This window comes from Cellulosimicrobium sp. G4 BAM 1002 (assembly GCF_057126935.1).
On the sequence record NZ_CP182109.1, the window covers coordinates 1,568,293 to 1,586,526 of the forward strand.

Below are 18,234 nucleotides of genomic sequence, written 5' to 3' on the forward strand. Positions count from 1 at the left end.
TTCTCTTGTGCGGAAGGAGTGGCGCGTGTCACTCTCAGTCATGGCTATCCCGACGACGCGACCGGCCGGAATCGCGGAACATGCGGAAATCCCGCTCGAGAGCGAGCCCGACGCGCTCACGATCGGCCGTCGGATCCGGCACCTGCGGACTGCGCGGGGCATGACGCTCGACGACCTCGGCGCGGCGATCGGCCGCGCGCCGTCGCAGGTGTCGCTGCTCGAGAACGGCAAGCGCGAGCCCAAGTTCGCCCAGCTCCAGGCCGTCGCCCGTGCCCTCGGCGCGAGCCTCGACGACCTGCTCTCGGCCGAGGCACCCTCGCGCCGCGACGCCCTCGAGATCGAGCTCGAGCGGGCGCAGCGCGGTCCGCTGTTCGACGCGCTCGGGCTGCGCGGCGTCCGAGTCGGCAAGTCGCTGCCCACGGACGCGCTCGAGACGATCGTCGCGCTCGAGCGCGAGCTCCAGCGCCTGCACACCGAACGCGCGGCGACGCCCGAAGAGGCGCGCCGCGCCAACGCGGAGCTGCGCGCCACGATGCGCGCGCAGGACAACTACTTCCCCGAGCTGGAGGACGCCGCCGCCGAGCTGCTCGACGGCGTCGGGCACGCGGGCGGGCCGCTCCCGCAGCGCGTCGCGGCCGACATCGCGGCGCACCTCGGGTTCACGCTGCACTACGTCGGCGACCTGCCGCACTCGACGCGCTCGGTGCTCGACCTGCGCCACCACCGCGTGTACCTCCCGAGCAACGGCATGCGCGGCCGGTCCAACGCGACGTCGGCGCTCCTCCAAGCCCTGGCACCGCACGTCCTCGGGCACGCCGAGCCGCACGACTACCGCGAGTTCCTGCGCCAGCGCGTCGAGGCGAACTACCTCGCGGCGGCGCTCCTGCTGCCGGAGCGCCACGCGGTCAAGGCCCTGCGCGCGGCGAAGGACGCGCGGGAGATCTCCATCGAGGACCTGCGCGACGCGTTCGCCGTGTCGTACGAGACGGCGGCGCACCGGTTCACGAACCTCGCGACCAAGCACCTCGGGATCCCGGTGCACTTCATGAAGATCCACGAGTCCGGCGTCATCCACAAGGCCTACGAGAACGACGGCGTGCGCTTCCCTGCCGACCCGCTGGGCGCGGTCGAGGGTCAGTACGTGTGCCGGAGCTGGACCGCGCGCACGGTGTTCGCGGTCGAGGACCGGCTCAGCCCGTTCAGCCAGTACACCGACACCCCGAGCGGCACGTACTGGTGCACGTCGCGCGTCCAGGGCTCCGCGGACGGCGAGTTCTCCGTGAGCGTCGGCGTGCCGTTCGCGCACGTCAAGTGGTTCCTCGGGCGCGACACGACCGAGCGGCTCGTGTCGCGCTGCCCCGACGGCGCGTGCTGCCGCCGCCCGCCCGACGCGCTCGCGGACCGGTGGGCGGGGCAGGCGTGGCCGAGCGCGCGGCCGCACGCGTCGATGCTGGCCGCGATGCCGACGGGCGCGTTCCCCGGGGTCGACACCACCGAGGTGTACGCGTTCCTGGAACGGCACGCGCCCGTGGCATAGCCCGGCGTCAGTCGTGCCAGGCGCCGACCCACTCGTCCCAGCGGGGGCCGTCCGTGAGCGCGACGCCCGCGGCGGCCTCCTCGCGCAGCCCGCGGACCACGAGCGCGAGGTAGCGCAGGTGCAGCGCGTCCGACTGCTCGCGGGAGTACGGCAGCGGGGGGCGCAGGTGGACGACGAGCTGCATGACGTCGGCGGCGGTGAAGCCGTCGGGCACGCGGTGCGCGGCACGGTCGATCGCCACGAGCCGTTCCAGCCCCGCACGGAGGCGGTCCGAGGCTTCGGCCAGCTCCGGAGGGATGGGGCTCTGGGCGCCCGGCGGGCGGAGCAGGGGACCGGTCGCCTCGGTGATGTGGCGCGCGAGGAACGCGGCGACCGCGCCGTCGTCGGACCCGTCGCTACCTGGATCCCGGGCGTCGGCCACCGCCGCGGCGAGGTCCGCGACCTCCTGCACGGCTGAGACGTGCAGGGCCTCGACGAGCGCCTCCTTGGTGGGATAGCGCCGGTACACCGAGCCGACCCCCACCCCGGCGCGCTGCGCGACGTCGGCGACCGAGGCGCCGTGGCCCTGAGCGGCGAAGACCTCCCGCGCCGCGGCGAGGATCGCGGTGTCGTTGGCCCGGGCCTCGCGCTGGCGGCCGGGCAGGGCCGGGGGGTCGGTGACGTCGGGCATGCCGTCACGGTAGCCGGGTCGGGGTACGATGGCGAATCGGAACGAATATTCCGTTCCGATTCATCGTGACTCCCCTCTTCGAGAGCGAGAACCCCGTGCCCTCCGGACCCACCGCGACGTCCGACGCCGCCCCGCCCCGCAGCGCGACCGACTCGCACGGTGCCGTGCCCTCCTCGGCGGTTGCCGCCGACCGCGCTGCGGGCTCGCGACCCGGCCTCGTGACCGCGGCGCTCAGCGTGGTCGTGCTCGCGTTCTCGCTCATGCAGACGCTCGTCGTGCCCGCCCTGCCGACGCTCGGCCGCGAGCTCGGCGCCGGTCCGCAGGGGACCGGCTGGATCCTCACGGCCTTCCTGCTCGCGGGCGCCGTCCTTGCCCCGGTGGTCGGCAACCTCGGCGACCGGTTCGGCCACCGACGCGTGCTGCTCGGGACGCTCGCGGTCTTCGCCGCCGCGACGCTCGTCGCCGCGGCAGCGCCGAACCTCGGCGTCCTGCTCGGGGCGCGCGTCGTGCAGGGCGTGAGCACGGCGACGTTCCCGCTCGCGCTCGCGCTCGCCCGCAACCTCCTGCCGGCGCCCCGGGCCGCCGCGGCGTTCGGGTGGATCTCCGGGATGATCGGGCTCGGCGCGGGGGCGGCGCTCGTCCTGGGCGGCGTGATCGTCGAGGCGCTGTCGTGGCGGTGGATGTTCGTGCTCGCAGCCGTCCTCGTGGTGCTCGCGGCCGGGCTGGTGCTCGCCTGGGTCCCGACGGCGGCCGTCCCGCGGGTGCGTCGTCGCACCGACTGGCCGGGCATCGTGCTGCTCGCCGGCGGTCTCGTGGGCGTCCTGCTCGCCGTGTCCCAGGGCGGCGCGTGGGGGTGGGGTTCGCCGCGCACCGTCGTGGCGGGCGCCGTGGGCGTCGTCCTGCTCGTACTGCTCGTGCTCGTCGAGCTGCGGCAGGAGGCCCCGCTCGTCGACGTGCGCACGTTCCGGCACGGGCCGCTCGCGCTCGTGAGCGTCCTCACCGTAGCCGTCGGCTTCGTCCCCTACGTCTGCTACGTCGCGCTGCCGGTGCTCATGCAGGCGCCGACGAGCACCGGCTACGGGCACGGGCTCGACGTGACGGCGTCGGGGCTCGCGATGCTGCCGAGCGCCGTCCTCGTCTTCCTGGGCGGCCGGTTCACGCCGGCGCTCGTCGCACGCGTCGGTGCCCCGGTGACCTCGGGCGTCGCCGTGGGGGTCATGCTCGTCGGGTCCGTCGGGCTGGCCCTGTGGCCGACCGTGCCGTGGGTCGTCGTCGTCGCGTTCTCGGTCCTCGGGCTCGGCAACGGCATCGGGTACGCGATCTGCGCCCAGCTCGTCGTCGCGTGGTCCCCGCCCGAGGAGATCGGGGCCGCGACGGGCCTCAACAGCGTGATCCGGACCGTCGGTTCCGCGGCCGCAGCCCCCGTGGTCGCGGCGCTCCTCGCTGTGGGCGCCACGAGCGCCGACCCGGGCCGGCCGTTCGCCGAGGCGTTCTGGGTCGCGACGGCGGTCAGCGCGGTCGGCGTCGTCGTCGCCGTGGCGCTCGTCGTCCTCAACCGCAGGAGCCGCCCCGGCACGGGGCGCACCCCGCGCGCCTGAGCCCGGCACGCGGCGCCCGGAGCTGTACGGTCCGTCGATGATCACCCTCGCAGCCATCTCCGACGTCCACGGCAACACCCCGGCCCTGCGGGCCGCGCTCGCCGCGGTCGAGCGCGAGCGGCCGGACGTCGTCGTCAACCTCGGGGACGTCGCCTCGGGCGGGGTCGACCCGCGCGGCACGCTGGACCTGCTGCGCGCGCGCCCGGACGTCGTGACCGTGCGGGGCAACCACGAGCGCCAGCTCCTGACGGTGCCGCCGGAGCGCATGAGCCGCTCCGACCGCCTCGCGCACGACCTGCTGGACGGCGAGGACCGCGCGTGGCTGCGCGCACTGCCCCTCACCAGCGAGCCCGCCCTCGGGGTCCTCGCCTTCCACGGCGCCCCGGACGACGACCTGACGTACCTGCTCCAGACCGTCGACCACGGCCTGCGGGAGTCGAGCGACGCGGAGGTGCACGAACGGCTGGGCGACCACGCGGGGCGGTGGTCCCTCTACCTGTGCGGGCACACCCACCTGCAGCGCACCCGCGTCCTCCCCGACGGGTCCGTCGTCGTGAACCCCGGCAGCGTCGGGTGGCCGGCCTACGACGACGACCTCCCGGAGCCCCACGTCGTCGAGGCCGGGACGCCGCACGCGCGCTTCAGCGTCGTGACGGGCGAGCCCGGGTCGTGGCGCGTCGTCGAGCACGCCGTGGAGTACGACGTCGAGGAGGCGGTCGCCCTGGCGGAGCGGAACGACCGTCCGGACGTCGCGCACGCGCTGCGGACCGGCCGGGTCCGACCGACGTGAGGACGCCGCCCGTCAACCGATGGAACCGCCCTGGACGGGGGCGTCCATCGCGGCCTTGAGGAGCGCCGTGTCGGCCTCCGTCCAGCCGTCCGGCGCGTGCAGCGCCGCGAAGCCGTCGGCGTACTCGAGCTTGTAGACGTGGCCGTGCCCGGGAGGGATGTCGGACGCCGCCGCGACGAACAGGTCGCCGGTGAGCTGCCAGAACGTGACGAACGGGTACCAGTTGACGTCGCCGAGGACGTCTGGACCGCGCGGTTCGCGCAGCCAGTCGGGCTCGGACCACAGCGTGTCGGGCGACCACCACGTGACGCCGTCGGACGCGTGCTGAAGGTAGACGACGCGTGGGTCCTCCCACCGCGGACCCGGGCCCCACAGGTCCGCGACCCCGGTGCGGACGGGGTCGCCCCAGCGGACCTGCCGGCCGCCGTCGAGCACGGGTGAGTACTCGAACGAACCGGGGTCGCGCGCGTCGGTGAGCTCGCGCCACAGGGGCGTGAACCCCGGGGTGCCGGTGAACATCGCGCCGTCGGTGCGCGCCTCGACGTCCTGCACGCCGCTGAACGCGCCCTGCATCCCGAAAGACCCGAGCGAGATGCCGAACGCGAGCAGGCGCGGGCGCTCGTCCTCCGGGAGCTCGGACCAGCGTGCGTACACCGCCTCGAACAGGGCCTTGCCCGCGGCGGGCGGTGTGGACCGGTCGCCGACGAAGCTGATCCAGCTGGGCAGGTACGAGTACTGCATGCTCGCGATCGCGGTGTCGCCGCCGTGCATGAGCTCGAGCGCCTCGGTCATGCCCGGGTCGACCCAGCCGGTCCCGGTGGTCGTCGCGACCACGAGGACGGACCTGTCCCAGGCGTCGGTCCGGTCGAGCTCGTCGACGACGCGCGCTGCCGTCGCGTCGAGGTCGCCGTCGGCGTCCAGCCCCGCGTAGGCGTGGATCGGCTCGCGCACGTCCGCCGGGTCGACGACGTCGCCCGCCTGCGCGAACGCGCGCAGCTCGTCGAGGGTGGGGCCGGAGACGACGAACTTGCGACCCTCGGCGCCGAGCGAGTCCCAGGACTCCGGAGAGGCCTCGGATCCGGACCGCTCGGGCTGGGTCGGCGGCGAGAGCCGGGGGTCGATCTCGACGTTCTGTGCCGCGAAGACCCCGTTGAGCGCGTTCAGCACGCCGGACCAGATCACGCCGTTGAAGACGAGCACGACGACGACCGCGACGGCCACGCCGCTGACGAACCGCGCCACGGGGGCCGGCACGACGTTGTCGACGAGCAGGCTCAGCCAGTGCGCCAGCCGCCGCAGGCCGCGCGCCGCCTGGAGCACGAGCAGCGCGACGACGAGCGCGAGGAGGAGCGTCACGACCTCGCGCCCCGGGACGTCCTCCGACATGCCGAACAGGTGCCGCAGCTCGATCTGCCGCCGCGCCCCGAGGACGAGCGAGAGCGGCACGAGCACGACCGTCGCCCCGGCGAGCACCCACCACGCGACGCGGCTAGCGCGCGCGGTCCACCGGATCCGCAGCCCGACCTTCACGGCGAACCACTCGACGAGCGCCCCGACCCCGTACCCGCCGATCGCGCTCACGCCCGAGATCACCGCCTGGTAGTACCAGGCGCGCGGGATGAGCGACGGCGTGAAGGACACGCAGAACCACAGCAGCGCGAGCGCGAGCCCGGTCGCCGAGAACCGCCGCACCCACCGCCCCCACACCCCGTGCCGAGGACGCTCCTCGTCGACGGGCTCAGGAACGCGGGTCTCCGTCACGGTGGGCTGCACCCCGTGAGCGTAGGCGCACGACCAACGATCGACCTGCCGAACATCGCGAGCGGCCGCGCGCCCGGACCAGGGTTCTACCTCGCCGGACCAGGCTTCTACGTCGCCAGACCAGAGTTCTACCTCGGCGCAGGGCGTTGCTGCCCACCCACCCCGACACCCAGGGCGACCGAGACCGCAGCAGAACTCACGCCTCGAGCAGCAACGCCTCTCCCTGCCCGCCGCCCCCGCAGAGCCCGACCGCGACCCGCCCGCCGCCGCGGCGCGCGAGCTCGTGCGCCGCGTGGACGGCGAGCCGGGCGCCGGACGCGCCGATGGGATGGCCGAGCGAGATGCCCCCGCCGTGGACGTTGACGATCTCGGGGGAGACGCCGAGGACGCGCGTGGACACCGCGACGACGGTCGCGAACGCCTCGTTGATCTCGACGAGGCCGAGGTCGTCGACGGTCCAGCCGGCGCGGTCGAGCGCCTGCCGGATCGCGCGGGCGGGCTGGGAGTGCAGCGACGTGTCGGGTCCCGCGACCTGGCCCCACGTGCGCACGGTCGCGAGCACGGGTGCGCCCGCAGACTCGGCGCGGGCGCGCGTCGTGAGGACGAGCGCCGCGGCGCCGTCGGAGATCTGCGACGCGTTGCCCGCGGTGATGGTGCCCTCGGGGTCGAACGCGGGGCGGAGCCTGGCGAGGCTCTCGGTGGTGGTGTCGGGGCGTACGCCCTCGTCGTCGCGCACCTCGACGGGCTCGCCGCGCCGCTGGGGGACGCTCACGGGCGCGAGCTCGGCGTCGAACAGCCCGTCCTTCGCCGCTGCCGACGCGCGCTGGTGCGAGGCCGCGGCGACGACGTCCTGCTCCTCGCGCGAGACGAACACGTCGCCGGTGTTGGTGCGCTCGGTCGAGACGCCCATCGAGGCGCGGTCGAACGCGTCGGTCAGCCCGTCCCGCGCGACGGAGTCGACCAGCGTCGTGTCGCCGAACGCGAACCCGGCCCGTGACCCGGGGAGCAGGTGCGGGGCGTTGGTCATCGACTCCTGGCCACCGACAAGCACGACCTCGGCCTCGCCGGACCGGATCATCCGTGTCCCGTCGATCACGGCGGTGAGCCCGGACAGGCACACCTTGTTCACCGTGACGGCCGGCACGTCCCAGCCGACGCCGGCTCCGGCGGCGGTCTGGCGCGCGGGGTTCTGGCCGGCCCCGGCCTGGAGGACCTGGCCGAACACCACGGCGTCGACGGCGTCCGCGCCGAGCCCGGAGCGCTCGATCGCGGCGCGGGCGGCGACCGCGCCGAGGTCCACGGCGCTCAGCGCGGCGAGCGAGCCCTTGAGCCGTCCCTGCGGGGTGCGGGCGGCGGAGACGACGACGACGTCGTCCGGGCGGACGGTGGGAGTGACGTCTCGGCGGGTGCCGGGGGAGTGGGACGTGGTGCTCACTGCTGGACCTCCAGGGGTGCGGACGGCGGTGTCTGCGCGGGCGCCGGGGGTGTGGCGCCCGCTCGTGCGGCGGCGTCGTCGACGAGCCCGACCAGGAGCCCGAGGAACACGTCCGGCTCCTCGAGATGGGGGCTGTGCCCGACGCCGGGCCGCACCTCTTCACGGTACGCCCCGCCGGCCGCCGCGTAGGCGTCGAGGACGGCCCTCGTCTGGGCGACCATCGGCTGCGGCGGGTGCGTCTCGGCGCCCGGCCAGCCGGGCACGGCGCCGAGCGCGCCGAGCTGCGCGAGGTCGAACAACGACGCGTCCGACACGATCGCGTCGGCGTCGCCGCGCACCCACAGCACGGGCGCGGTCGCGCCGGACGCCGCGAAGCCGGAGAGGTCGCAGTACCTGGCGCTGATCGCGTTGTTCATCCCGCGCGTGCCGGGCGCGACGCCTGGCCACGTGCCCGACGGCGCCTGGTCGCCCGGGTAGTTGTCGTCGCCCGTGCGCGTGGACAGCACCGAGTCGAGCAGGAGCTCCTCGAGCGCGCCGAGGGGCTCGCCGAGCGACGCGGCGTCAGCGACGTAGAAGCGGCGCAGGACGTCGCGCGGGGACCCGGGCTCCTCGCTGCGGTCACCAGCGGTGAGTGCGGCGACGAAGGCGGGGTTCGCCGTCCCGCCGCCGGAGCCGGCGAAGTCGGGCGACAGGGGCGTGCCCTCGACGTCGCGCGTGCCACCGAACCCGTACGGCGACATGGGCGCCTCGAGGAGGATCGCGTCGAACAGGTCGGGCCGGTCGGTCGCGAGCTGGAGCACGACCCCCGCACCGGCCGAGTGCGCCACGGCGACGAGCGGGTGTGCGAGGTCGAGCGCGTCGACCAGGGCCGCGACGTCGTCCGCGTAGTCCCGCACGCCGCGCGTGGCGTCGACAGGGCGCACCTCGGCGTCGCCGTACCCGCGCAGGTCGACGGCGACGCCGCGGACGTCGCCGGGCAGGGCGCGCAGCAGCGGGTCGAAGAACGCCGAGGACGAGCAGTTCCCGTGCACGAGCAGGACGGTCGCGCGCGCCTCGCCCGCCGCGGCGGCCTCGCGCACGTGCTCCCGCCCGCGCGGCGTCGGCACGTCGTGGCGGAGCACGGCTCGTCCCGCCGTCGCGCCTGCGGCCGACCCGAGCACGTCGTGCGTCACGACGGCGTCCCCGTCGCCTGCGTGGACGGGCCGGGGCGTGCGTCGGTGACGTCGAGCGTAGCCGGGTCGAGCGCGACGGTCAGCGCGGGCTCCGTGGCGGCGCGGACCTCGTCGACGCTCACGCCGGGTGCGGTCTCGCGCAGCACGAGGCCGTCCGGCGTCACGTCGAGCACGGCCAGGTCGGTGATGATCCGGTGCACGACGCCCCGCCCGGTCAGCGGGAGCGAGCACGAGCGCAGGATCTTGGGCGACCCGTCGCGCGCGACGTGCTCCATGAGCACGACCACCCGGGCCGCACCGTGCACGAGGTCCATCGCGCCGCCGGGGCCCTTGACCATCTTGCCGGGGATCATCCAGTTGGCGAGGTCACCGGCCTCGGAGACCTGCATGCCGCCGAGGATCGCGGCGTCGATCTTCCCGCCGCGGATCATGCCGAAGCTGAGCGCCGAGTCGAAGAACGCGGCGCCCGGCAGGACGGTGACCGTCTCCTTGCCGGCGTTGATGAGGTCGGGGTCGACGGCGTCCTCGGTCGGGTAGGGCCCGACGCCGAGGATCCCGTTCTCCGACTGCAGCACGAGGTGCTTGTCGGCCGGGACGTGGTTCGGCACGAGGGTGGGCAGACCGATGCCCAGGTTGACGTACCAGCCGTCCTGGAGCTCGCGCGCGGCGCGCGCGGCCATCTCGTCGCGGGTGAGCGGCATGTCTCAGCCCTCCTGGTTCGTGGTCGACGGGGCGGGCCGGACGGTGCGGCGCTCGATGCGCTTGGGCGCGTCGGGACCGACCTCGACCACGCGGTGCACGAACACGCCGGGCAGGTGCACGGCGTCGGGGTCGATCTCGCCGGGCTCGACGAGCTCCTCGACCTGAGCGACGCACACGCGGCCCGCCATCGCGGCGAGCGGGGAGAAGTTGCGCGCCGAGCGGTGGAACACGAGGTTGCCGTGCCGGTCGCCGCGCAGCGCGTGCACGAGCGCGTAGTCGGTCGTGATGGCGTCCTCGAGGACGAACTCGGCCTCGTCGGCGTGCGACCCGTCGCGACCGCGCGGCCCGACGCCGAACGTGCGCACCTCCTTGGGCGCGCTCGCCTGCGCGACGCCGCCCGCGCCGTCGTACCGCTGGGGCAGGCCGCCCTCGGCGACCTGCGTGCCGACGCCCGTGCGCGTCCAGAACCCGGCGATGCCCGCGCCGCCGGCCCGCAGCTTCTCGGCGAGCGTGCCCTGCGGCGTGAGCTCCAGCTCGAGCTCGCCCGAGAGGAACTGGCGCTCGAACTCCTTGTTCTCCCCGACGTACGAGCTCGTCATCCTCCGGATCCGGCCCGCGCCGAGCAGCACGCCGAGCCCCCAGTCGTCGACGCCGCAGTTGTTGCTCACGACCCACAGGTCGCGCGTGCCCTGGGCGAGCAGCGCCTCGATCAGGGCGATCGGGTTGCCGCACAGGCCGAACCCGCCGACGGCGAGCGACGCGCCGTCGGGCACGTCGGCCACCGCCTCGGCCGCCGACGCGACCACCTTGTCCAGCCCGGTCCCTCGTGGGGACGTGGTCGTGGGGCTCATGCCGTGACCTCCTCGTCACTAGCCCGCGCGCCGCTCGTGACGGCCCGCAGGGTCTCGCCCGCGACGGCCTCGACGCCGACCGGGCTCATGATGATCGTGTAGTGATTGATACCCGCAACGTCGCGGGTCTGCAGCACGGGCAGCCGGGCGCGCCACGCGGCGAGGTGCTCGGGGGAGTAGAGCGCCTGCGGCTCGTCGAGCAGGCCGCGCGGCGCCCGCAGGAGCGTCATCGGGACCTCGAGCGGCCGCCCGCCCGCGAGCGCGTCGGCCAGCGGGCCGCCCTCGTAGAGCTCGAGCGAGTCGGCCGAGACGGCGGCCGCGGACGACGCCGGGCGCAGCGCCGGGGCCTCGCCGACGAGGTCGTAGTCGACGTAGTCCGCGACGACGTCGGCCCACGGCTCGTCCCAGGCGCCGGCGAACGCGGGGTGCGCGCGCCAGAAGTCCCGGTACGCGTCACGGTCGGCGAACGTGCGCTCGAGCCGCTCGACCGCCGGCCCGAGGAGCGCGCGCAGGACCGTGTCGTGGTCGGAGTCCGCGGGCAGTCCCGCGGGCAGCGGGAGCGGGATCCCGCCGTCGACGAGCACCAGCCGCGACACGCGCCCGGGGTGGCGGTGCGCGAGCACGACCGACACGAACCCGCCCATCGAGTGGCCCAGCGCGACGACGCTCTCGATCTCCAGCGCGTCGAGCACCGCGGCGAGGTCGTCGGCGTGCGCGCCCATGCCGTAGGGGCCGGGGAGCGCGTTGCTCCGCCCGCGCCCGCGCAGGTCCGGCGCGATCACGCGGACCCCCGGCAGCGCGGCGACGACGGCCGGCCAGGCCCGGTGCGACGCGGTGATGCCGTGCACGGCGAGGACGGTCGGCGCCCCCTCGGCGGCGTCCCGCGGGTCCCAGACGCCGACCCGCAGCCGACCGCCCGCGACGGGGACGTCGAGCGTCGCGTACGTGTGGGTCGCGGTGGTGACGTCGCGGGAGATGTCGCGCGAGGTGGCCGCGCTCATCGCGCGCTCCAGCCGCCGTCGATGGTCCACGAGGCGCCGGAGACCATCGACGCGTCGGGACCGGTGAGCCAGCCCACGAGCGATGCGACCTCCTCGGGCTCGACGAGGCGCTTGACCGCGGACTCCGCGAGGAGCACGGTCGCGAGCACCTCCGACTCGGGGATGCCGTGCACGCGCGCCTGGTCGGCGATCTGCTTCTCGACGAGCGGGGTGCGCACGTAGCCGGGGTTGACGCACACGCTCGTCACGCCGTGCGGACCGCCCTCGAGCGCGGTCACCTTGGACAGGCCCTCGAGCCCGTGCTTCGCGGACACGTACGCCGACTTGAACGGCGACGCGACGAGCCCGTGCACCGACGACACGTTGACCACGCGCCCGAACCCGCGCGCGTACATCCCGGGCAGAGCCGCCCGGACGAGCAGGAACGGCGCCTCGAGCATGATCGCGTGCAGGAGCCGGAAGTCGTCGGGGCGGAAGTCCTCGATCGGGCTCACGCGCTGCACGCCCGCGTTGTTGACGAGCACGTCGACGTCGAGCGTGAGGTCGTCGAGCGCGCGCGTGTCGGCGAGGTCGACGACCCACGCCTCGCCGCCGAGCTCGTCGGCGAGCCGCTTCGCGCCGTCCGGATCGACGTCGGCCACGGTCACGTGCGCTCCGCGCGCGGCGAGCTCGCGCGCGCACGCGGCGCCGATGCCGCTCGCGCCGCCCGTGACGAGCGCGCGGCGCCCGGCGAGCGTCGCTCCGGTGGTTCTCGAGGGGGCGGTGGCGGGGACGGTCACTGCGCGTCTCCTTGGGTCTGGGTCTGGGTCTGGGTCTGGGTCTGGGTCTGGGTCTCGGTCTCGGCCTCGGTCCGGTCGGCGGGCCGCGGTGCCGCGAGCGCGCGCTCGATGAACTGCATGGTCTGCTCGAAGACGTGCGGCGGGACCTCGGCGGCCGCCGCGTCGTACGCCGGCGGCTCGGCCCCCTCGTCCCAGCGGCCGCCCCACAGCACCCAGCGCATCCCGACGATCTCGCCGATGCCCATGAGCGCCCACGCGGCGACCTCGGGGTCGACGTCGTGGCCGACCTCTCCGTTCGCGCGAGCCTTGTCGAGGCCGGTCATGTAGCCCTCGACGATGCGCGAGTAGTGGCGGCGCAGCGCACCGGGGGAGACGAACTCGGCCTGCCGCACGATGCGGTAGAGCGCCGGGTGCTCGGCGGTGAACCGGAAGAACGCCTCGAACCCGGCCCGCTCGGCCGCGAGGCGCGTCGTCGCCTGGGAGCTGCCCTCGATCATCGCGTGCCGGACGCGGCGGTTGAGGTCGTCGACGAGCTCGTCGAACACGTCGATCTTCGACTCGAAGTACAGGTAGAACGTGCCCTGCCCGACGCCGGCCGCCTCCGTGATCTTGACGATCGACGCGTCGTGGTACCCGACCTCGGCGAACACCTGCTCGGCCGCGGCGAGGATCCTGGCCCGCGTGCGGTTGCCGCGGGCGGTGCGGGGCTGGGTGCTCATGAGTCCTCCGGGACGGTCACGCGCTCGACGAGCGAGCGGCGCGACACCTTGTGCAGCGACGTGCGGGGCAGGGACGGGACGAGGTCGAACCGGCGCGGGACCTTGAAGTGGGCGAGCTCGCGGCGGCAGAACGCCTCCAGGTCCTCGGCGTCGGTGGGGTGGCCCGCACGCGGCACGACGAACGCAGCGCCGACCTCGCCCCAGCGGTCGTCGGGCACGCCGACGACGGCGACGTCCGCGACCCCGGGGTGGCGCCGGAGGACGGACTCGACCTCGGACGGCGTGACGTTCTCGCCGCCGACGATGAAGACGTCCTTGATCCGGTCGACGACGCGGTAGTACCCGTCGGCGTCGCGCTCGACCAGGTCACCGGTGTGCAGCCACCCGTCACGCAGGACGGCGGCCGTCGCGGCGTCGTCGCGGAAGTAGCCCGCGAACACGCTCGGGCCGCGCACGAGCAGCTCGCCCGTCGCGGGGCCGTCGAGGATCCGCCCGGTCACGGGATCGGCCACCGCGACCTCCACGTGCGGGTACGGCGTCCCGGCCGAGCCGATGCGCTCGCGCGCCTGGTCGTCGGGCAGGCACAGCACGTTCGGCCCGGCCTCGGTGAGCCCGTACCCCTGCGAGAGCGCGACGCCGCGCCGGTGCCACGTGCGCAGGAGCGGCTCCGGCATGGGCGCGCCGCCCACGACGGCGTGGCCCAGCGACGACAGGTCCGCGTCCGCGAAGCCGGGGTGCTCGGCGAGGAGCAGGTAGTTCGTCGGGACGCCCATCATCGTCGTGACGCGCCGCTCGGTGATGAGCTGGAGCACCCGCTCGGGCTCGAACGTGCGCTCGAGCACGACCGTCGCGCCCGTCCACCACGCGAGCAAGGGCTGGATGTTCCACCCGCCCGCGTGGAACTGCGGCAGCACGCTGAGCACGACGTCGTGGCTCGTGAGCTCGACCGTGCGCGAGAGCGACAGGTTCGTCCAGAAGCAGCTCGCGTGCGTGAGCAGAGCGCCCTTGGCGGCGCCCTGCGTGCCGGACGTGAAGACGAGGAGGAGCGGGTCGTCGTCACGCACGGGGCGGCGCTCGGGGGAGGGCGTGACGGCCGCGCCGGCTGCACCCGACCGGCCCACGACGGGCCGGCGCGACGGCGGTGGCACGAGGGCCTCGACGCCGCTGCGCCCGAGCTCCGTGCGCCGCGGCGGCAGGACGAGGCGGTCCAGCGGGTCGAGCCGATCAAACGCGGAGTCGGCGAGACCCGAGAATTCTTGCTCGACGAGCACGAGCGCCGGGTCGGCCTGCTCGAGCTGCGCCGCGAGCTCGCCGGGCGACAGCCGCCACGACAGCGGCGCGAGCACGAGCCCCGCCTGCGCGCACGCGAAGAACAGCACGACCTGGTCGGCACTGTTGCCCGTCACCGTCGCGACGCGGTCCCCGACGCCGTACCCCGCGTCGCGGAACGCCGTCGCCAGGGCGCTCGCCCGCTCGTGCAGGTCGCGGTACCGCAGGGTGACGCCGCGGTCGTCGACGGCGACGCGGTCCGGCGTCGCGAGCGCGCGGTCGCGCGTCCAGCGCCCGAGCGTGTGCAGGCCGTCCTGCGAACCGGAAGGGTGGGCCGTCGTCGTCATGCCACCTCCTCGAGGCGCTCGCGGGACTTCTCCCGATCCTCCCGCGGGCGGCGCCGCGCGGCGAGGCGCGACGCCGCCCCGGCGATGCCGCCGGGCAGGAACATCACGACGAGGATGAACAGGGTGCCGAGGAGGAACAGCGGCTCGCTGAGCGGGACGCGCAGGACGGCGGGCAGGCCGGCGACGGCGTCGGAGCTCGCGAGGGTCCCGAGGCGCTGGTCGAGGATCGTGTAGAGCACCCCGCCGACGATCGCGCCCCAGCGTGACCCGACGCCCCCGAGCACGACCATGACGAGCAGCGTGAGCGTGAAGTCGGCGGACGTCGCGCGGGGCACGGCCCCGGACTGCAGCAGCAGGTACGCCATCCCGACGACGGTCGCGAGCGTCGCGGCGAGCACGAAGACCAGGAGCTTGACGAGGTACGGGCGCCCGCCGATGACGCGCACACGCATCTCGTTCTCGCGCGTGGCGGCAGCGACGTGCCCGGCACGCGAGCGCTCGACCCACAGCACGACGAGGTAGACCCCGACGAGCACCGCGAGCGCGAGCCAGTAGAGGTTCCGCGTGTTGAGCACGCCGACGAGCCCGTCCGGGACGTTCGCCGTGGCGAGCGCGAGCCCTTCCTCACCACCCGTGACACCGCCCGGGTTCCGGCGCACGAGCACGTTGCCCGCCTGGGCGAACGCGAGGGTGACCATCGCGAAGGAGATGCCGGTGACGCGCAGCGAGATCGCGCCGACGACGTGCGCGAGCACGATCCCGCCGACGAGGACCAGCGCCGCGGCGGGCAGGAGCGGGATCTCGGTCGTGTCGAGCACGACCGCGAGCCCGTAGACGCCGGCCGCGAAGTACAGCGCGTGCCCGAAGCTCAGCAGGCCTGCCACCCCGAACAGCAGGTGGTAGCTCAGCGCGAGCGCCCCGATGAGCCAGCACAGCGCCATCATCTGCAGCGCGCCGGGCGTGTAGGTGGGGCCGGGCAGGACGCCCGGGACGTGGATCGCCAGCAGCGGGAGGCACGCGAGCAGCGCGACGAGGGCGACGCCCGCGAGGGTGCGGACCAGCGTGCCCGACGGCGCCCGGCGGGCGGGTCGGTCGGCGCGCGGCGCGTCGTCGGCGGAGGCCGCCGGGGCCGGGGGAGCGGTCTGGGTGGTCATGCGGCTGCCCTCCCGAGGAGGCCGGTGGGACGGACGAGGAGCACGAGCGCGAGCAGCAGGACGACGATGAGGTCGCCGTACCCGAGGTAGTAGTTCGCGAACTGCTGCAGGACCGCCACGAGCACGGACGCGACCGCGGCGCCGGTCAGGGAGCCGAGCCCGCCGATCACGGTGACGATGAACGCGAAGATGAGCAGCGACCCGCCGAGGTGCGGCGAGACGTAGCCGAAGTACTGCGACGCGAGCACCCCGCCGAGCCCGGCGGCGGCGCCGCCGACGGCGAAGACGAGCGTGAACGCCCTGCGCACGTCGATCCCGAGCGCCGTGACCATGGACCGGTTCTCGACGCCCGCCCGGATGATGAGTCCGTAGCGCGTGCGCTTGAGGAACAGCACGATCGCGCCGAGCACGAGCGCCGCGGCGGCGATCGCGACGAACCGGTCGTTGGGGATCGGGGCGCCCGCGAGGTCGGTCGTCCCCTTGAGCCACGTGGGGCCGGAGATGAACTCGGGGTCCGAGCCCCACATGCCCTCGAACAGCGCGACGGACGCGAGCGAGAGGCCGACGGTGACGAGCACCTGCTCGATGTGCCGCTCGTAGAGCGGGCGGATGAGCAGGAGCTCGGTGAGCGCCGCCGCTCCCGCGCCGACGACCGCACCGGCGAGGAGCGAGAGCGCGAACACGCCCCACGAGTCCGCGCCGAGGGTGCGCGCGACGAACCAGCCGCCGAATGCGCCGAGGGTCAGGAACGAGCCGTGCGCGAAGTTGAGGACGCCCATGAGCCCGTAGATGAGGGACAGGCCGGACGCCACGAGGAAGTAGAGCGCACCGAGGCCGAGCCCGGTGACGAGGAGCAGGACGATCGTGCTCATCGGGCGACCTCCGAGGTCGGGTCGGCTGTGGTCGGGGTGTCTTCGGCGGCCGGCGGCCTGTCGGCAGGCACGGGCTCTGCCTCGGCGTGGACGCCGAGCAGCCGCTGGACGCGCTCGGGGTCGTCGAGCAGCTCGCGCGCCGGGCCGGTGTGCACGACGCGCCCGGCGTCGATCACCACGACGCGCTCGGCGAGCCGCTCGATGACCTCGAGGTTCTGCTCGACGAGCAGGATCGGGACGGTGCGGGCGGCCTCGGCGAGCGCGTCGGAGACCTCGCCGACGATCCGCGGCGCCAGCCCCTTGGTGGGCTCGTCGACGAGGAGCAGACGGTTCGCGTTGAGCAGCGCCCGCGCGAGCGAGACCATCTGCTGCTGTCCGCCGGACAAGGTCCCCGCACGCTGGGCGGAGCGCTGCACGAGGTCGGGGAACAGCTCGGCGACGAGCTCGCGGCGCGGGTGCGCGTCGCGCTCGGCGAGGCGCAGGTTCTCCGCCACGGTGAGCCCGGCGAAGACCTCACGGTCCTCGGGGACGTAGCCGACGCCGCGGCGCACGATGCGGTCGGTGCGCTCGCCGTCGACCCGCTCGCCCGCGAGGAGGACCTCGCCCCGGCGCTCGATCAGGCCGAGCACCGCCTTGAGCGTCGACGTCTTGCCGACGCCGTTGCGGCCGAGCACCGCGGTCACGCCGGTGGAGGGGACGGAGAACGTCACGTCCTCGACGACCTGCTGGCCCGCGATGCGCGCGGACAGGCCGCGGACCTCGAGGACGGGCGTGGGGTCCGGGGCGTTCATGCGGCGTCTCCTGCGCTCTCTCCTGCCGTGACGCCCAGGTAGGCGCTCTGCACGGTCGGGTCGGCCATGACGGCCTCCGGGGTGTCGCACGCGAGCAGCTCGCCGTGGTGCATGACGGCGACGCGGTCCACGAGCCCGAGCACGACGTCCATGTGGTGCTCGACCATGAGGACCGTGCAGCCTGTCGCGTGCAGGTTGCGGATGACCTCGACCAGGCCCGGCACGTCGGCCGACGACACGCCCGCCATGGGCTCGTCGAGAAGGACGACGCGGGGCTCGGTCGCGAGCAGCACCGCGATCTCCAGCTTCCGCTTGTCGCCGTGGGAGAGGTCGCCCGCGGCGGCCTCCGCGCGGTGCGCGAGGCCCACGGTCTCGAGGTGCTGGTCCGCCTCCCGCGTCGCGGCGTCGCCGCGACGCGGGAAGCGCAGCACCGACAGGGCGCCGCCGAGGCGCCCCTGCGCGGCGAGCCGCACGTTCTCCCGGACGCTCAGGCGCGGGAACAGGCTCGACGTCTGGAACGTCCGGCCCAGCCCGGCGCGGGCCCGCGCGGCCACCGACGTCGTCGTCACGTCCGCGCCCTCGAGGAGCACCGTCCCGCTCGTCGGGCGGTGGATCCCCGAGACCAGGTTGAACAGCGTCGTCTTGCCCGCGCCGTTCGGCCCGATCACCCCGAGCATCTCGCCCTGCCCGACGGCGAGGCTCACGCCCTGCAGGATGCGCGCCCCGCCGATCTGCAGGCCCAGGTCGCGGACCTCGAGCGCGGGGAGCGCGTGCGGCTCGCCCACG

Annotated in this window: 17 protein-coding genes; 3 read left to right on the plus strand and 14 right to left on the minus strand. The window is 74.7% G+C overall.

Annotated features, from left to right (window positions below):
- The first annotated feature begins 40 nt into the window (after positions 1 to 40).
- Complete coding sequence (locus ACMXGY_RS07050; RefSeq protein WP_483776809.1) at positions 41 to 1,537, plus strand: helix-turn-helix domain-containing protein; 1,497 nt, start codon at positions 41 to 43, stop codon at positions 1,535 to 1,537.
- 7 nt (positions 1,538 to 1,544) lie between these two features.
- On the opposite strand, the gene ACMXGY_RS07055 is transcribed toward ACMXGY_RS07050, so the two are convergent.
- Positions 1,545 to 2,207, minus strand: coding sequence for a TetR/AcrR family transcriptional regulator (locus ACMXGY_RS07055; protein WP_483776144.1), 663 nt, complete (start codon positions 2,205 to 2,207; stop codon positions 1,545 to 1,547).
- A gap of 95 nt (positions 2,208 to 2,302) precedes the next feature.
- Between ACMXGY_RS07055 and ACMXGY_RS07060 the strand changes: the two genes are divergently transcribed.
- Positions 2,303 to 3,805, plus strand: a complete 1,503-nt coding sequence (locus ACMXGY_RS07060) for an MFS transporter (protein WP_483776145.1) — start codon at positions 2,303 to 2,305, stop codon at positions 3,803 to 3,805.
- Positions 3,806 to 3,842: 37 nt separating this feature from the next.
- Complete coding sequence (locus ACMXGY_RS07065; RefSeq protein WP_483776146.1) at positions 3,843 to 4,595, plus strand: metallophosphoesterase family protein; 753 nt, start codon at positions 3,843 to 3,845, stop codon at positions 4,593 to 4,595.
- Between the two features lie 12 nt (positions 4,596 to 4,607).
- On the opposite strand, the gene ACMXGY_RS07070 is transcribed toward ACMXGY_RS07065, so the two are convergent.
- The 13 genes from ACMXGY_RS07070 to ACMXGY_RS07130 all read right to left on the minus strand — a co-directional run bounded on the left by ACMXGY_RS07070 (position 4,608) and on the right by ACMXGY_RS07130 (position 18,233).
- Positions 4,608 to 6,368: an alpha/beta hydrolase gene (locus ACMXGY_RS07070; protein WP_483776147.1), complete on the minus strand. Its 1,761-nt coding sequence runs from the start codon at positions 6,366 to 6,368 to the stop codon at positions 4,608 to 4,610.
- Between the two features lie 184 nt (positions 6,369 to 6,552).
- On the minus strand, positions 6,553 to 7,791 hold the full coding sequence (locus ACMXGY_RS07075) for an acetyl-CoA C-acetyltransferase (protein WP_483776148.1): 1,239 nt from the start codon (positions 7,789 to 7,791) through the stop codon (positions 6,553 to 6,555).
- Positions 7,788 to 8,963, minus strand: a complete 1,176-nt coding sequence (locus ACMXGY_RS07080; RefSeq protein WP_483776149.1) for an alpha/beta fold hydrolase — start codon at positions 8,961 to 8,963, stop codon at positions 7,788 to 7,790. Before ACMXGY_RS07080 ends, ACMXGY_RS07075 begins: the two co-directional genes overlap by 4 nt.
- Complete coding sequence (locus ACMXGY_RS07085; RefSeq protein ID WP_483776150.1) at positions 8,960 to 9,664, minus strand: CoA transferase subunit B; 705 nt, start codon at positions 9,662 to 9,664, stop codon at positions 8,960 to 8,962. The genes ACMXGY_RS07080 and ACMXGY_RS07085 overlap by 4 nt, the downstream gene beginning before the upstream one ends.
- Before the next feature lie 3 nt (positions 9,665 to 9,667).
- Positions 9,668 to 10,516: a CoA transferase subunit A gene (locus ACMXGY_RS07090; protein WP_483776151.1), complete on the minus strand. Its 849-nt coding sequence runs from the start codon at positions 10,514 to 10,516 to the stop codon at positions 9,668 to 9,670.
- Entirely contained in the window at positions 10,513 to 11,517 is a 1,005-nt protein-coding gene (locus ACMXGY_RS07095) for an alpha/beta fold hydrolase (protein ID WP_483776152.1), read from the minus strand. Before ACMXGY_RS07095 ends, ACMXGY_RS07090 begins: the two co-directional genes overlap by 4 nt.
- A complete protein-coding gene (locus tag ACMXGY_RS07100) occupies positions 11,514 to 12,296 on the minus strand; it encodes a 3-hydroxybutyrate dehydrogenase (RefSeq protein ID WP_483776153.1) in 783 nt (260 codons plus the stop codon). Before ACMXGY_RS07100 ends, ACMXGY_RS07095 begins: the two co-directional genes overlap by 4 nt.
- Entirely contained in the window at positions 12,293 to 13,015 is a 723-nt protein-coding gene (locus ACMXGY_RS07105) for a TetR/AcrR family transcriptional regulator (RefSeq protein ID WP_483776154.1), read from the minus strand. Before ACMXGY_RS07105 ends, ACMXGY_RS07100 begins: the two co-directional genes overlap by 4 nt.
- Positions 13,012 to 14,631, minus strand: coding sequence for a class I adenylate-forming enzyme family protein (locus ACMXGY_RS07110; protein WP_483776155.1), 1,620 nt, complete (start codon positions 14,629 to 14,631; stop codon positions 13,012 to 13,014). Before ACMXGY_RS07110 ends, ACMXGY_RS07105 begins: the two co-directional genes overlap by 4 nt.
- Positions 14,628 to 15,785: a branched-chain amino acid ABC transporter permease gene (locus tag ACMXGY_RS07115; RefSeq protein WP_483776156.1), complete on the minus strand. Its 1,158-nt coding sequence runs from the start codon at positions 15,783 to 15,785 to the stop codon at positions 14,628 to 14,630. The genes ACMXGY_RS07110 and ACMXGY_RS07115 overlap by 4 nt, the downstream gene beginning before the upstream one ends.
- Positions 15,782 to 16,657, minus strand: coding sequence for a branched-chain amino acid ABC transporter permease (locus ACMXGY_RS07120; protein ID WP_483776157.1), 876 nt, complete (start codon positions 16,655 to 16,657; stop codon positions 15,782 to 15,784). Before ACMXGY_RS07120 ends, ACMXGY_RS07115 begins: the two co-directional genes overlap by 4 nt.
- Positions 16,654 to 17,448, minus strand: a complete 795-nt coding sequence (locus tag ACMXGY_RS07125; RefSeq protein ID WP_483776158.1) for an ABC transporter ATP-binding protein — start codon at positions 17,446 to 17,448, stop codon at positions 16,654 to 16,656. The genes ACMXGY_RS07120 and ACMXGY_RS07125 overlap by 4 nt, the downstream gene beginning before the upstream one ends.
- The gene (locus tag ACMXGY_RS07130) at positions 17,445 to 18,233 is read right to left on the minus strand and encodes an ABC transporter ATP-binding protein (protein ID WP_483776159.1); all 789 of its coding nucleotides are present in this window, start codon (positions 18,231 to 18,233) and stop codon (positions 17,445 to 17,447) included. Before ACMXGY_RS07130 ends, ACMXGY_RS07125 begins: the two co-directional genes overlap by 4 nt.
- Position 18,234: the final 1 nt, after the last annotated feature.